Consider the following 13,363-nt stretch of genomic DNA (forward strand, 5'->3'; position numbering starts at 1 on the left):
ATTGTTTCAGCGCAATAAAGGACAGGCCCCGCGCGGGGCTCGGTGCGAACAGCGCGCAGGTTTCAACGGAACACGATGGTCTTGTTGCCGTGCACCAGCACCCGGTCCTCGAGGTGGTAGCGCAGGCCGCGGGCGAGCACGGTCTTCTCGATGTCCTTGCCGTAGCGCACCATGTCCTCGACCGCATCGGAGTGGTCGATGCGGATCACGTCCTGTTCGATGATCGGCCCCTGGTCGAGGTCGGCAGTGACGTAGTGGCAGGTGGCACCGATCAGCTTGACGCCCTTGGCGTAAGCCTGGTGATAGGGCTTGGCACCGACGAAGCTGGGCAGGAAACTGTGGTGGATGTTGATGATGCGTCCCGGATAGGCTGCACACAGCTCGGGCGACAGGATCTGCATGTAGCGCGCCAGCACCATGGTGTCGCCACGCACCTCTTCGAAGATGCGCCGCACCTCGGCGTAGGCGTTCGACTTGTTGTCGGCCGTCACCGGCACGTGATGGAAGGGAATGCCGTGCCACTCGACGAAGCCGCGGAAGGTGTCGTGATTGGAGACCACGCACGCAATCTCGATGTCGAGCTCCTTCGATTGCCAGCGCGCGAGCAGGTCGTACAGGCAGTGCTCCTGCTTGCTCACCAGCACCACGACCCGCTTCTTGACCGCCGAATCGGAGATTTTCCATTCCATCTCGAGTTCTTCGGCAAGCGGGCGGAAGCGCTCTCGGAATTCGGCAAGATGGAAGGGCAGGGAGTCGGCCTTGATCTCGATGCGCATGAAGTAGCGCCCAACCTCACCCGCCTCCAGCGGCGGCTCCGCATGCAGCGAGGTCTCGAGGATCCAGCCCTGGTGCTCGGCAATGAAGCCGGAAACCCGGGCGACGATACCGACACGGTCGGGGCAGGAGGCGGAGAGGGTGTAGAAGCGTTCGCGGTGCATATCGGGCAACACGCTCAGCCGGCGCGGGCAAATGCGCGGTCGATCTCGGTGCGCAGTGCAGCGTAATCGCGCACCACCGGGTACTGCGGGAACTCGCGCACCACGTTCTCGGGCGGATGGAACAGGATGCCGCCATGGGCTTCGCCAAGCATCGCGGTGTCGTTGTAGGAGTCACCTGCAGCGACGACCTTGAAGTTGAGCTCCTTGAAGCGCTTGACCGCCTCGCGCTTCTGGTCCGGCATGCGCAGGTGGTAGTTCACCAGGATGCCCTCGGCGTTGGCCTCCAGGCTGTGGCAGAACAGCGTGGGCAGGCCGAGCTGCTTCATCAGCGGCTTGGCAAACTCGTAGAAGGTGTCGGACAGGATCACCACCTGATAGGCGTCACGCAGGTCGTCGAGAAAGGCACGCGCCCCCTCCATCGGCCCCATGCTGGCGATGACCTCCTGGATATCGGGCAGGCCGAGCTTCTTCTGCGCCAGGATGTCCAGGCGGTACTTCATCAAGGTGTCGTAGTTGGGCTCATCGCGAGTCGTACGGCGCAACTCGGGGATGCCGGTACGTTCGGCGAATTCGATCCAGATTTCGGGGACGAGCACACCTTCGAGGTCGAGACAGACGATACGCACCACGCACTCCAGCTAACAGGTTCGGGAAATCCGGGATTCTAGCAGTGTGTGGCCACGGGGACGTCGGCCGGTCACGAATCGCAAGCCGACCGCAAGGTGTCCGTGCAATACTCCTCGACCGGGGCCCTGCGGACCAGTGCCATAACGCATGCCCGTATTGGATAATCCGGGGCACAAGAACTCGCGCGGACGCGATGACGTGATCAAGCCTATCCCCATCTCCAGCCTGAAGCCGGGCGTGTACATCCACGACCTCAAGTGCAGCTGGCTGGAGCACAATTTCCTGCGCAACAGCTTTCTCGTCGGCGACGAGGAGACGGTACGCCGCGTGCGCGAGACCGGCGTCCAGGAAATCCTCATCGACATCAAGCGCGGCATTGACCCCGAAGCGGTCGTCGCGGTCGAACCACCGGCTGTCGAGGCGGCCCCTGCAAGGCCTGAAGCACCGCAACCAGAGGCCGCCCCGGCCCCCGTCGTCGCCACCGCGCGCAAGTCCGGCAGCGAGTTCGAACGCGCACGCGCGCTCAAGGGCGAAGCCAACCTCATCGTGCGCGACATGATGACCGACATCCGCCTCGGCAAGCAGATCGAGCTCGAGAAGATCGAGCCGCTGGTCGAGCGCATCGTCGACTCCATCTTCTGCGAGCCCGACGCCCTCGCGCCTCTGGCCCGCCTCAAGGAACACGACGCCTACACCTTCCAGCACTCGGTTTCGGTGTGTGCGCTGATGGTCGCATTCGCCCGCACCCTCGGACTCGATCGCCCGACGATCCGGGAGATCGCGATCGGCGCCCTGCTGCACGACGTGGGCAAGGCCAAGGTGCCCGACGAGATTCTCAACAAACCGGCAAAGCTCACCGACGCCGAATTCGACAAGATGAAGAGCCACGTCGTGCAGAGCAAGATCATCCTGCAGGCCTCGCCCGGCATCAGCCAGATCGCCCTCGACGTCGCTGCCCAGCACCACGAGCGCTTCGACGGCAGCGGCTACCCGAACAAGCTGCGCGGCGACGAGATCAGCCTCTACGGCCAGATGGGTTCGATCGTCGATGTGTACGACGCCATCACCTCGAACCGCGTCTATCACAAGGGCATGGCGCCCACCGAGGCGCTGCGCAAGCTGCTGACTTGGACCGACGGCCACTTCAAGCCCGACATGGTCAAGGCCTTCATCCGCTCGGTCGGCATCTATCCCACCGGCGCCCTGGTGCGGCTGGAGAGCCGCCGCCTGGCGGTGGTTCAGTCGCAGAACGACGACAAGCCGATGCAGCCTGTGGTCAAGGTGATCTTTCACACCGCCGGACACTACCTCAAGCCGCAGAACATCGACCTGCGCCGTTCGCAGGACCGCATTGTCGGCCACGAGGACTTCGAAAGCTGGCAGATCGACCCGGTACGCTGGCTGCCGCAATGATCGGTGCCGCGCCTCAATCGGCCGGGATCGCCTCCAGGGCCTCGTTGAGCTCCAGCCAGCGCAGCTCGGCCTCCTCGATGCGCTCGGCAAGCTCCGCCTGACGCTTGTTGAGGGCCGGCACCTCGCCTGCCTGCGGGCCGGTGTAGAGCGCCGGATCGGCAAGCTTCGCATCGATCTCCGCCTTTTCCTTGTTCCACGCGGTCAGGCGCTTGTCGATCTGCTCCACTTCCTTTACCAGCGGGCGGCGCGCCGCCAGCCGCGCCTGGCGGTCGGCCGCAGCCTGCGCGCGGTCGGCCTTGCGCGCCGCTTTGTCGGCGGCCTGGTCGGGACAAGCCGCTGCGGCGGCAACCTCGGCGCGACGGCTTGCGAGCCAGTCGCGGTAGTCGTCGAGGTCGCCGTCGAAGGGCTGGATGCATCCGCCATCGACCAGCAGGAAGCGGTCGCAGGTGGCGCGCAGCAGCGCACGGTCGTGCGAGACCAGCACCATCGCCCCCTCATAGTCCTGCAGCGCCATGGTCAGCGCGTGGCGCATCTCGAGGTCGAGATGGTTGGTGGGCTCGTCGAGCAGCAGCAGATTGGGTCGCTGCCAGATCAGCAGCGCGAGCGCGAGTCTTGATTTCTCGCCGCCCGAAAACGGGCCGCAAGGCGTGGTCGCCGGAGTGGAGGTGCCGCCTACACCATCGCCGCGGAAGTCGAAACCGCCGAGGTAGTCGCGCAACTCCTGCTCGCGCGTCTGCGGATCGAGGCGGACCATGTGCTGCAGCGCCGACTCGTCCGGGCGCAGCGTTTCCAGTTGATGCTGGGCGAAGTAGCCGGTAGCGAGGCCTTTGCCCTCCAGGCGGCGGCCACCGGCCAGTTGCAGTTCATGTGCCAGCAGCTTGATCAGGGTCGACTTGCCCGCACCGTTGCGCCCCAGCAGACCGACGCGCTCGCCCGGGCGCAGGGTCAGCGTAATGCGCTCTAGCACGGTCTTGTCGCCGTAGCCCACCGCACCGTCCTCGATCTGCAGCAGCGGATCGGGCGCCGGCGGCGCGTCACGGAAGGCAAAGCTGAAGGGCGTGTCCACATGCGCCGCGGCGATGCGCTCCATGCGCTCCAGCGCCTTGATCCGGCTCTGCGCCTGGCGCGCCTTGGTGGCCTTGGCGCGGAAACGGCGGATGTAGTCCTCCATATGCGCGATGTCGCGCTGCTGCTTCTCGAACATCGCCTGCTGCTGGATCAGGCGCTCGCCGCGCTGGCGCTCGAAGTCGGAGTAGCCGCCGGTGTAGAGCGCGAGCTTCTGCTGTTCGATGTGGGCGATATGGGTGACGCAGGCGTCGAGGAACTCGCGATCGTGAGAAATGAGCAGCAAGGTACCGCGGTAATCGCGCAACCACGCCTCCAGCCAGATCACGGCATCGAGGTCGAGGTGGTTGGTGGGCTCGTCGAGCAGCAGCAGGTCGGAGCGGCACATCAGCGCCTGCGCCAGGTTAAGACGCATGCGCCAGCCGCCGGAGAAGTCCGCGACCGGACGCTCGATATCGGACTGCAGGAAACCCAGGCCATCGAGCAGCGCCGCCGCGCGCGCGCGCGCCGAATAGCCCCCGATCTCGTGCAAGCGCGCATGCAGCTCACCGATATGCGATCCGTCGTGGGCCGCCTCGGCCGCGGCCAACTCGGCCTCGATCCGCCGCAATTCGGCGTCGCCATCGAGCACGTAGTCGATTGCCGGCTGTGCAAGACCGGGCGTTTCCTGCGCGACGTGGGCGATCACCCAGCCCGGCGGCATGTCGAGGTCGCCCTGGTCGGGGTGGAGCTGGTCGCGCAACATGGCGAACAGGCTGGATTTACCGCTGCCATTGGCGCCGGTGAGGCCGACCTTCCAGCCGGGGTGGATCTGCAGCGTAGCGGCCTCGATGAGGACCTTGGCGCCGCGAGCGAGGCGCAGATTGCGAAGACTGATCACGAACGGATACACGGCTTCGGGGCCGCGGGCAGTTGCAAAGGCGCTATTCTACGCGCCAGCCGAATCCTCTCAGGAACACCGTGCGCATGACTCACCTCACCCTGCCCGCTCGCTGCACGCTCAAGCCCGAGCTCCGCTCCACCCTCCGCCGAGCCCTGTTCGCCGCTCTGCTCGGCACCACCACCCTGTCCGCCCTCGCCCAGACGCCGGCCGACGATGCCCGGCGCACCGCCGATCGCGCCCGCATCGGCGCCCTGGAGGCAGAAGGCAAGGCCCTGCGCGCAGAGGCCGAAGCCCGCTTCGCCACCGCCGAGGCGGCCTGCTACGAGCGTTTTCTGGTCAATCGCTGCATCGACCAGGCGCGCAAGGAGCGCCTCGAGACCATCCAGCGCGCCCGCGCCGTAGAAGCCGAGGCACGCCGCCTGACCCTGGCCGAACGCCAGCGCACGGCAGAAGCGCTGCTTGCCGAAGGCGCGCGGCCGACTGCCGTTGGCAGCATGCAATCGCCCGAAGCGCCGACAGCGCTGCCGCAACTGCCGGCGCTCCAGCCCACCCCACCCAGCCCGGATGCCCGCATCGCCCCATCGCCGGAGAGCGAACGCATTCGCGCCGAGCGCGAGACGCGTAGCGAGGAGGCTGCGGCCGACGCGGTCCGCCGACGCGCTGCCGCCGATGCCGAACGCGATGCAGCGCGCCAGCGCACTACCGAGGAGGCCTCCCGCCGCGCGCAGCAAGCCGAACGCGACCGCGACCGCTACGAGGAACGCCAGCGGCGTTACGAGGAAGAACAGGCGCAGAAGAAGAAGTAGCAAGTACCTCAGGCCGCTCCGGCGCACGCCCATGCCAGCGCGTCCTCGAGGCGGTCGTTGCCCCAGAACAGCTCCTCGCCGACGCGAAAGCTCGGCGCACCAAACAAGCCCAGTTCGGCCGCGCGCTCGGTCTGGCAACGCAGCGCCAGCTTGTTGGCATCGGCCTGGGCTCGCGCCATGACTTCATCGGCTGGCAGGCCGAGCGCGCGCAGGATGTCCTCGATCACGGCCGCTTCGCCGATCTCGCGGTCCTCGGCGAAATTGGCCGTCATCACTGCGCGTGCGAAAGGCGCGACCCAGCCGGCCTCGACCCCGACCAGCGCGACCCGCGCCGCCAGTAGGCCATTGCGCGGGAAACGGCTGGGGCGATGGAAGGGCAAGCCCTCCTTCATCGCCAGCCGTTCGAGGTCGCGCCACATGTAGCGCCCCTTGGGGGGGTAGATATTGAAGGGCGAATCGTTCCAGCCCAGGGCGAGAAACACCGGCCCGAGCAGGAAGGGCTTCCATGCCACCTCCACGCCAGCGGCCTCGGCCACACGCTCGATGCGCATCACAGACAAGTAGGAATAGGTGCTGGCGAACTCGAACCAGAACTCGACGGCGGGGCGGGGCATGGCGCTGACTCCGTTGATTGGCTCCGCCACTATAGAACATCAACGTGGCCGGTTCGCCACCCAGATGCCCGCCCCCACGAGGAAAAGCGCACCGAACACGGCAGGTGTCATCGCCTCGCCCAGCAGCAGCCCGCCCGCGAGCACGCCCATCACCGGTGTCAGGAAGGAAAAGGACGACAGCCGCGTTGCCGGATACTGGCGCACCAGCCAGAACCAGCCCAGGTAGGACATCCCGGCAACGATGAAGGTCTGGAAGAACAGGCTCGCCCACACCAGCGGCGTCGGCGCGAACACGCCGGGCTCGCCGAGCGCGACCGAAAGCAGCGGCAGCACCAGCGCCGACACCGCAAGCTGGTACAGCAGGGTCTTTTCAGCCGACACCCGCGCCAATGCGCTGGCCTTGACGGTCAACGTGGTCGCGGCCCAGAACACCGCCGCCAGCATGATCATCAGGTCACCGATCCAGGCGCGGTCGGTGGGCATGAACAGATGCTCGCCGAACAGCACCAGAATACCGCCGAACGCCAGCGCCATGCCCACCCACTGCGCCCGGCGCATGTGTTCCTGCGGCAGCAGCCAGACCGCGCCGAGGGCGACGAAGAAGGGTGCTGTGTAGAGGAAGATGACCCCGCGCGAGGCCGTTGTGTACTCCAGCCCGAGGAAAATCAACGCAAACTCGGCGGCGAACAGCAGTCCGGCGAGCACACCCGGCACCAGCGTGCCGTCCCGCTCCCCCAGTCGCACCCCGCGCATGCGGGCCCACAACAGCACGATCACCGTCGCCCCGATCGAGCGCAGTCCGGCCTGCCATACCGGTGAGATGCCCGTGCTGGCGAGCTTGATCGCCACCTGCTGCATACCCCAGATCGTGCAGAACAGCACCATCATGCCAATGGCGAGACGGTCGAGTTCGGTCTTTTGCATGCGTAGTCGCCAGAATCAGAACCCGCGATTATCGACCGGGCGATCCCTAAAGGCGAGCGCGGCACCGAAGCTGCATCGCCGCGCTCGGCTCAACCCGCGGCGGCCGGCGGCGCTGCGCATGCCAGGCGCTCGAACTGCGCCGCAAGCCCTTCGAGCTCACGCTGCAGCCGCTGGCGCTGAGCCGGCGTGGCCGTATTGAACACCTCGGCAAGCAAGACGAGGCTGCGATCCCGGTTGTGCGCCTGTCGCGCGCGATAACCTGGCGTGGGCTCGTCCTGCACGGGCGCCATGAAGGCGGCGACCCGTGGTGCGAACGCTGCCCCATCTGCCCGTACGCGGAGCGCGTCGAGCACGTCCGCCTGCCAGCGCGCACGCTCGTCCAGCCAGGCCTCGGTCGTCGGCTCGAGGGCATCGCTCCAGACGCCGATCAGCACGCGCTGCTCGGTGGTCAGGCGCCCGAACCAGCGCTGCAAGCGCTTCTCCATGCGTGCGATGCGAGCCTCGCGCTGGGCGGAGTCGTCACCGCCGAGGAATTCCTTGCGCGCCTCGCGCTGACGACGCTCGAAGGCCTGCTGCAACTCATCGACCTGTTCGTCGGACAGCGCTGGCAGCAGCACACGGGCATCGTCCTCGAGCGCGGCAAGGATCTCCCGCCACCACCCCTCGCCACGCGCGAGATAGGGCAACAGGTCGCTGCTGCCAATACGGTCTGCAGCCAGCGTGGTTTGCGCCTCGCGCAGCGTGGCGGCGTACTCAGCGAGATGGGTGCGGCAATGCCAGTCGAGACGCGCCGACAGTTGGCGGTCGAGCAGGTTGCGCTGGCCGGCATCAAGCATCACATAGTCGCGCAGGTACCAGGGCACCAGCCAGTCGAGCTGGGAATACGCCATGCGAACGCTGCAGCCGCCCAGCACGAAGGCGGCGAACAGTCCGGCAAGCAGGATGCGCGCAAGAGACAGCATGTGCGCTCAGACGCAAGGGCGCCGCCAAAGTTCACGGCCGGCAACCCGCGCTGGATGCCACGCGCCCACTCAGGGGCAAGGCCAGCCCGCGCCCTTGCCCCCTGAGTGGGCGTCCTCGATCCTCGGCTACTTCACGTCCTCGCGCCGCAGCTCGGCATGATGACCGACGACCTCCTCGGCGAGCGGATCGTCGACGAGTGCAGGCGCTTCGGCCTGCGCGTCCGGCTTTGCTTCTGCCGTCGTGTCCGTCTCCGCCGACTCGGCAGGCACATCGGCCGCCACCATCGGCACGCCGTCGTCAGCGCGCTCGCCCGCGGGCGACGCCGCCGCAGCGGGCTGCACGCTCGGGTCCGGAGTTGCAAGCTCGTCAGCACCGTCGGTGACCGGCACCGGCTCGGCAGCGGCATCTTCGGCAACGGCTGTAGCCGGGGCGGAGCCCTCGTCAGGCGCGGCCGATGCCGCCTCGCCTGTCTGCACACTGGCCGCTGCCACACCTGCAGCACCGGCCGCCGCGGCCAGGCCGGTAGCAGCCAGCAGCTTTTCGCTGCCACCGTCACGGTCATTGCCCACCAGCAATGCGTCCACGCGCTGCTGGAACAGCTCGCGCGCCGAACCCGAGGACAGCTTCTCGTAGCCCGAGGACAGGTGCTCGAACAATTCCTTGTAAGAGCCCGCCATCGACACGAACAGGGTCGCCGTCTTGTCGAAATGGGTGGCGACCTCCTGGCGGTAGGCCTCGATCTCGCCCTTCTGACGCGCGACCTCGGACTCGAGCTCCTCTATACGCGCCTTGCCGGCGCCGAACTGGCGGCCGACGAAGAAGCCGACGACGCCCGTGATCACCACGGCAAAGATGGCGACCAGCCATGCGGTTTGTGCAGTCATTTTTCTTCCCTCCCCTCTTCTTGGTTCAATCGATGAGCTTTGGCGCCACCGAACCGACGAACTGCAAGCGGGCGCGCAATGCCCGCGTTACCTCGACGCTGCCGTCCTCGGCGATGCGCAGCACGTGTTCGATACCAAAACGGCGCGTATGTTCTCGCCATTGGTCGCCAGCGAGATAGGCAGGCTTGCTCGGCCCGTCGGAGAGCGTGCCGGCATTGGGCTGCGCCGTGATCAGGATGGTGAGCGACTGCGTGCCACGCGCAGGCTGGCCAGTGCGCGGGTCGAGCAGATGAGCATAACGCTCGCCGTCGAGTTCGAAGAAGCGCTGGTAGTCGCCCGAGGTGCCCACCGCCTCGCCGTCGTAGAGCGGCAAGGTCGCGATCGGCGCCGGTTCGCGCGGATGCTGGATGCCGACGCGCCACGGCTGGTCACCCTTGCGCCCGAGTGCCATCACGTTGCCGCCGATGTTGATGAGCGCGTTGGCCACGCCCTTTTCGCGCAGGATGGCCGCCGCGCGGTCGAGCGCATAGCCCTTGGCATAGCCGCCGAGGTCGATCTGCACCGCCGGATTGCGGCTCTCGACGCGATTGCCTTCGATCACCAGGTCGGCCATGCGCGGCCGCGCCGCAAGCAGGGCTTGCAGCTTGTCCGGATCGGGACGCGTAGGCACGAAGGTGTCGGTATGGAAGCCCCACAGCGCGACCAGCGCGCCAAGCGCGGGATCGAACAACTCGTCACCCACGGCAGCGATGTGCTGCGCGTCCTTGAGCAGCGCGGCCAGTTCGTCCGACACCTCCGCCGCCTCGCCGCGCGCAATGGCTGCGTTGAGCGCCGTGAGCTCCGACGGCTCCCAGGCGTGGTAGGCACGATGCAGGCGGTCGAACTCGCGCAGCACCGCCGCCGCCGCCGCGTCGGCCTCGGCCTGGTCCTTGCCATACACCGCGACATCGACCCGCGTGCCGAACACGAAAGCCTCGTGGCGGAACACCTCCGACCGCGAACAAGCGGCCAGCGACAGCAGCACCAGCAGCGCGCATGCAAGAGGGAAATAGGGAACAGCCCCCAATCTCCTCAAAATTGGGGTCTGTCCCCTATTTCCCGAGCTCAGGAAGCGCACGCCTGCTCCAGCTTGTCGATGACCAGTCCGGCAACGTCGAAGCCCTGCTGGGCGGCAATCTCGACCATGCAGGTCGGGCTGGTGACGTTGATCTCGGTGAGGTGGCCGCCGATGACATCCAGGCCGACGATGAGCAGGCCGCGCTGCCACAGGATCGGTGCCAGGTACTCGGCGATCTCACGCTCGCGCGCGGTGAGCGCCATCGCCACTCCGCGCCCGCCCGCGGCAAGATTGCCGCGCGTCTCCCCTGCCTGCGGGATGCGCGCCAGTGCGAAGGGCACGACCTCGCCGCCGATGATCAGCACGCGCTTGTCACCATCGGCGATCTGCGCCAGGTAGCGCTGCGCCATGATGGTGCGCGCACCGTTCCCGGTCAGCGTCTCAATGATGACGTTGCGGTTGGGGTCGTCCTTGCGCACACGGAAGATCTGGCTTCCCCCCATGCCATCGAGCGGTTTCAGGATGACATCGCCGAGCTCGTCGATGAAGGCGTTGATGTCCGCTGCGTCGCGCGCGACCAGCGAAGTCGCCATGAACTGGGTGAACTCGGTGATCGCCAGCTTCTCGGAATGGTCACGGATCGCGCGCGGGTTGTTGAAGACGCGCACACCAGCCTGCATCGCATCCTCCAGCAACCAGGTGGCGGTGACGTACTCGAAGTCGAAGGGCGGGTCCTGGCGCATCATCACCGCATCGAAGGCGGCCAGCGGCAGTGCCCTGGCCGGCCCGGCGCGGTACCAGGCGGCATCGTCCTCGAAGACTTCGAGCGGCACGCAGCCGGTGCCGAGCACCACGCCGTCGCGCCAGGCCAGTCCGGCGCGCTGCACGGACCACACCTCGTGCCCACGGCTGACCGCTGCGCGCATCATCGCAACGCTGGAATCCTTGTAGGCCTTGAGACCCTCGAGCGGGTCGAGGATGAAGAGGAGCTTGAGCTTGCGGGTCATGACTTGATCACAGGTTCCATTCACTGCCCGTCGACGGGCTGCAGATGCGGCAAGCGCCGCGATCGATTGCGCGACGCGCCGCTCGCCCCCTGTAGGAGCGGCACAAGCCGCGAGGTTCTGAAGGCGACGCGGCCAGCCGGAGCCAGGCCAAAAGGCTCACGGCTGGCGCCGCTCCTACAGGGCCGGGGAGCATCACACGGCCAGCACTTCCTCCTCCACCGGCGCGGTCTCCTCGATCTCCACCGAGGCAGCCAGCAGCGCCAGGCGGGCGACCACGCCGTAGGCATAAAAACGATTCGGCGGAGCGTCAGGCCCCTGGGCAGCGTCGGGCAGGGTGCAGCAGGTCTCGAACGCCAACGGCTTGAAGTGCATCCCAGGGGCGTTGAGGTTCTCGTCGCGGCCGCGCTCCGTATGCACCCTGTAGAAGCCGCCCACCACGTAGTGGTCCATCATGTAGACCACCGGTTCGGCGACCCCGTCCTCCACCGTCTCGAAGGTGTGCACGCCCTCCTGGATGATCACCTCGTGCACCTGCAGCCCCTCCTTGACCACCGCCATCTTGTTGCGCTGGCGGCGGTTGAGGCCAACGACTTCGGACGCATCCTTCACCGTCATCACGCCCATGCCGTAGGTGCCGGCATCGGCCTTGACGACCACGAAGGGCTGGTCGGTCACGCCATATTCCTTGTACTTGGCGCGGATGCGGGTGAGCAGCGAATCGACCTGGGCCGCCAGGCACTCCTCGCCGGTACGCTCCTGGAAGTTGATCTGCCCGCACACGCCGAACTCGGGGTTGATGCGCCAGGGGTCGATGCCGATCTCTTCCGCGAAGGCGCGCGCCACACGGTCATAGGCGGCTGCATGCCTGGACTTGCGGCGCGAGTGCCAGCCTGCGTGCAGCGGCGGGATCAGCCACTGCTCGTCGAGCCCCTTGAGCACGTCGGGGACACCGGCCGACAGGTCATTGTTGAGCAGCACCGCGCACGGTTCGAAGTTGTCCAGGCCAACGCGGCCGCCACGGCGACGCAGCGGCTCCAGCGTCAGGGTGGCGCCATTGGTCAGCTCGAGCACGGTCGGCTCTGCGATCTCGGGCAGCAGACTGCCGATGCGCACATCGAGCCCGGTCAGGCGCAGGATGGACACCAGCTTGGCGACGTTCTGCAGGTAGAACTGGTTGCGGGTGTGGTTCTCGGGGATCAGCAGCAGCTTGCCTGCATCCGGGCAGATACGCTCGATCGCGGCCTGCGCCGCCTGCACGCACAAGGGCATGAAGGCATCGTTGAGGTTGTTGAAGCCACCCGGAAACAGGTTGAGGTCGACCGGCGCGAGCTTGAAGCCGGAGTTGCGCAGATCGGTGGAGCCGTAGAAGGGGGGCATGTGATCCTGCCACTGGGTACGGAACCACTTCTCGATGTCGCAGGCATTGTCGAGGAACTGGCGCTCGAGCTCGAGCAGAGGGCCGGTGAGTGCGGTGGTGAGGTGCGGGACCATGGTGTCTCTCGGGAGGGCCGGCTGCCGGGTGGCAGGGGCGAAAGCTTTGGCCGGAATGTTACACCAAGCCCCCCGCACACCGCCTGCGCGCAGCCCAGCCCGGCGCGCGAAAATCCCGCCGCATCGGCCTCGCTCAGGACGAAGGGCGTACCGGCAGGTTGCGCTCGTCCTTCACCACCTCCATCACCACGTAGGTATGCGTCTGCTTGACGCACGGCAGCCCCGAGATCTGGTCGCCCATCACCCGGCGGTATTCGTTGATGTCGCGGGTGCGCACCTTGAGCAGGTAGTCGAAATCGCCCGCGATCATGTGGCAGGACTCGATCTCCGGAATGCGCCGGACCGCGTCGTTGAAGCGGCGCAGATCCAGCTCGGCGGTGCTGGTCAACAGGACCTGGACAACGACTATATGGCCAGCACCCACCGCATCGGGGTCGAGGTCGGCGTGGTAGCCGCGGATCACCCCCGCCTTCTCCAGCCTGCGCACGCGCTCGGCACAAGGCGTCTTCGTCAGCCCCACGCGACGTGACAGCTCGACGATCGACAGGCGCGCATCGGCCTGCAGTTCGACGAGGATCTTCTGATCGATACGATCCATTGCAGTGCAGCAGACTATTCGCCTGCATCGGCTGGTTGAAACGGGAATTATGACTTTATAAATGCAAATTTTGGAGCCATTAACTTTTATTTT

The 13,363-nt window shown here is 66.6% G+C and carries 13 protein-coding genes; 2 read left to right on the top strand and 11 right to left on the bottom strand.

Annotation, left to right across the window (positions count from 1 at the left end; all coding sequences use genetic code 11):
• Window positions 1-62 precede the first annotated feature (62 nt).
• Window positions 63-938, bottom strand: coding sequence for a formyltetrahydrofolate deformylase (purU, locus tag LQF09_RS18130; protein ID WP_002928722.1), 876 nt, complete (start codon window positions 936-938; stop codon window positions 63-65).
• A 14-nt stretch (window positions 939-952) separates the two neighbouring features.
• On the bottom strand, window positions 953-1,564 hold the full coding sequence (gene thrH, locus LQF09_RS18135; protein WP_002928719.1) for a bifunctional phosphoserine phosphatase/homoserine phosphotransferase ThrH: 612 nt from the start codon (window positions 1,562-1,564) through the stop codon (window positions 953-955).
• A 199-nt stretch (window positions 1,565-1,763) separates the two neighbouring features.
• On the opposite strand from thrH, the gene LQF09_RS18140 reads away from it, so the two are divergent.
• Complete coding sequence (locus LQF09_RS18140) at window positions 1,764-2,978, top strand: HD-GYP domain-containing protein (protein WP_037984489.1); 1,215 nt, start codon at window positions 1,764-1,766, stop codon at window positions 2,976-2,978.
• 13 nt (window positions 2,979-2,991) lie between these two features.
• Here LQF09_RS18140 and LQF09_RS18145 read toward each other — a convergent pair whose 3' ends face one another.
• Window positions 2,992-4,923, bottom strand: coding sequence for an ATP-binding cassette domain-containing protein (locus tag LQF09_RS18145; RefSeq protein ID WP_270068623.1), 1,932 nt, complete (start codon window positions 4,921-4,923; stop codon window positions 2,992-2,994).
• Between the two features lie 86 nt (window positions 4,924-5,009).
• Here LQF09_RS18145 and LQF09_RS18150 point away from each other — a divergent pair, with 86 nt between their 5' ends.
• The gene (locus tag LQF09_RS18150; RefSeq protein ID WP_270068624.1) at window positions 5,010-5,732 is read left to right on the top strand and encodes a hypothetical protein; all 723 of its coding nucleotides are present in this window, start codon (window positions 5,010-5,012) and stop codon (window positions 5,730-5,732) included.
• Window positions 5,733-5,740: 8 nt separating this feature from the next.
• On the opposite strand, the gene LQF09_RS18155 is transcribed toward LQF09_RS18150, so the two are convergent.
• From LQF09_RS18155 to LQF09_RS18190, 8 genes are all read right to left on the bottom strand, one after another.
• Entirely contained in the window at window positions 5,741-6,346 is a 606-nt protein-coding gene (locus LQF09_RS18155; protein ID WP_002931175.1) for a 2-hydroxychromene-2-carboxylate isomerase, read from the bottom strand.
• Window positions 6,347-6,385: 39 nt separating this feature from the next.
• Complete coding sequence (locus LQF09_RS18160) at window positions 6,386-7,270, bottom strand: DMT family transporter (protein WP_270068625.1); 885 nt, start codon at window positions 7,268-7,270, stop codon at window positions 6,386-6,388.
• 89 nt (window positions 7,271-7,359) lie between these two features.
• Window positions 7,360-8,232: a DUF6279 family lipoprotein gene (locus tag LQF09_RS18165; protein WP_270068626.1), complete on the bottom strand. Its 873-nt coding sequence runs from the start codon at window positions 8,230-8,232 to the stop codon at window positions 7,360-7,362.
• 126 nt (window positions 8,233-8,358) lie between these two features.
• Complete coding sequence (locus LQF09_RS18170) at window positions 8,359-9,117, bottom strand: YhcB family protein (RefSeq protein ID WP_270068627.1); 759 nt, start codon at window positions 9,115-9,117, stop codon at window positions 8,359-8,361.
• A gap of 25 nt (window positions 9,118-9,142) precedes the next feature.
• Window positions 9,143-10,141 (bottom strand): FAD:protein FMN transferase, encoded by a 999-nt coding sequence (locus LQF09_RS18175; protein WP_270069898.1) that lies wholly within the window; start codon window positions 10,139-10,141, stop codon window positions 9,143-9,145.
• Between the two features lie 80 nt (window positions 10,142-10,221).
• A complete protein-coding gene (gene gshB, locus LQF09_RS18180; RefSeq protein WP_270068628.1) occupies window positions 10,222-11,181 on the bottom strand; it encodes a glutathione synthase in 960 nt (319 codons plus the stop codon).
• A 192-nt stretch (window positions 11,182-11,373) separates the two neighbouring features.
• A complete protein-coding gene (gene gshA, locus LQF09_RS18185; RefSeq protein ID WP_002931187.1) occupies window positions 11,374-12,672 on the bottom strand; it encodes a glutamate--cysteine ligase in 1,299 nt (432 codons plus the stop codon).
• 133 nt (window positions 12,673-12,805) lie between these two features.
• Entirely contained in the window at window positions 12,806-13,270 is a 465-nt protein-coding gene (locus LQF09_RS18190; RefSeq protein WP_002931188.1) for an Lrp/AsnC ligand binding domain-containing protein, read from the bottom strand.
• Between the last annotated feature and the right edge of the window lie 93 nt (window positions 13,271-13,363).

Origin of the sequence: Thauera sp. WB-2 (assembly GCF_027594845.1) — a bacterium.
Taxonomy (GTDB): Bacteria; Pseudomonadota; Gammaproteobacteria; order Burkholderiales; family Rhodocyclaceae; genus Thauera; species Thauera mechernichensis.

Excerpts from the sequence above, each read along its gene's own strand:
- purU (WP_002928722.1), bottom strand. The coding sequence starts at position 938 with ATGCACCGCGAACGCTTCTACACCCTCTCCGCCTCCTGCCCCGACCGT.
- LQF09_RS18150 (WP_270068624.1), top strand. The coding sequence starts at position 5,010 with ATGACTCACCTCACCCTGCCCGCTCGCTGCACGCTCAAGCCCGAGCTC.
- LQF09_RS18155 (WP_002931175.1), bottom strand. The coding sequence starts at position 6,346 with ATGCCCCGCCCCGCCGTCGAGTTCTGGTTCGAGTTCGCCAGCACCTAT.
- LQF09_RS18160 (WP_270068625.1), bottom strand. The coding sequence starts at position 7,270 with ATGCAAAAGACCGAACTCGACCGTCTCGCCATTGGCATGATGGTGCTG.
- LQF09_RS18165 (WP_270068626.1), bottom strand. The coding sequence starts at position 8,232 with ATGCTGTCTCTTGCGCGCATCCTGCTTGCCGGACTGTTCGCCGCCTTC.
- LQF09_RS18170 (WP_270068627.1), bottom strand. The coding sequence starts at position 9,117 with ATGACTGCACAAACCGCATGGCTGGTCGCCATCTTTGCCGTGGTGATC.
- gshB (WP_270068628.1), bottom strand. The coding sequence starts at position 11,181 with ATGACCCGCAAGCTCAAGCTCCTCTTCATCCTCGACCCGCTCGAGGGT.
- gshA (WP_002931187.1), bottom strand. The coding sequence starts at position 12,672 with ATGGTCCCGCACCTCACCACCGCACTCACCGGCCCTCTGCTCGAGCTC.
- LQF09_RS18190 (WP_002931188.1), bottom strand. The coding sequence starts at position 13,270 with ATGGATCGTATCGATCAGAAGATCCTCGTCGAACTGCAGGCCGATGCG.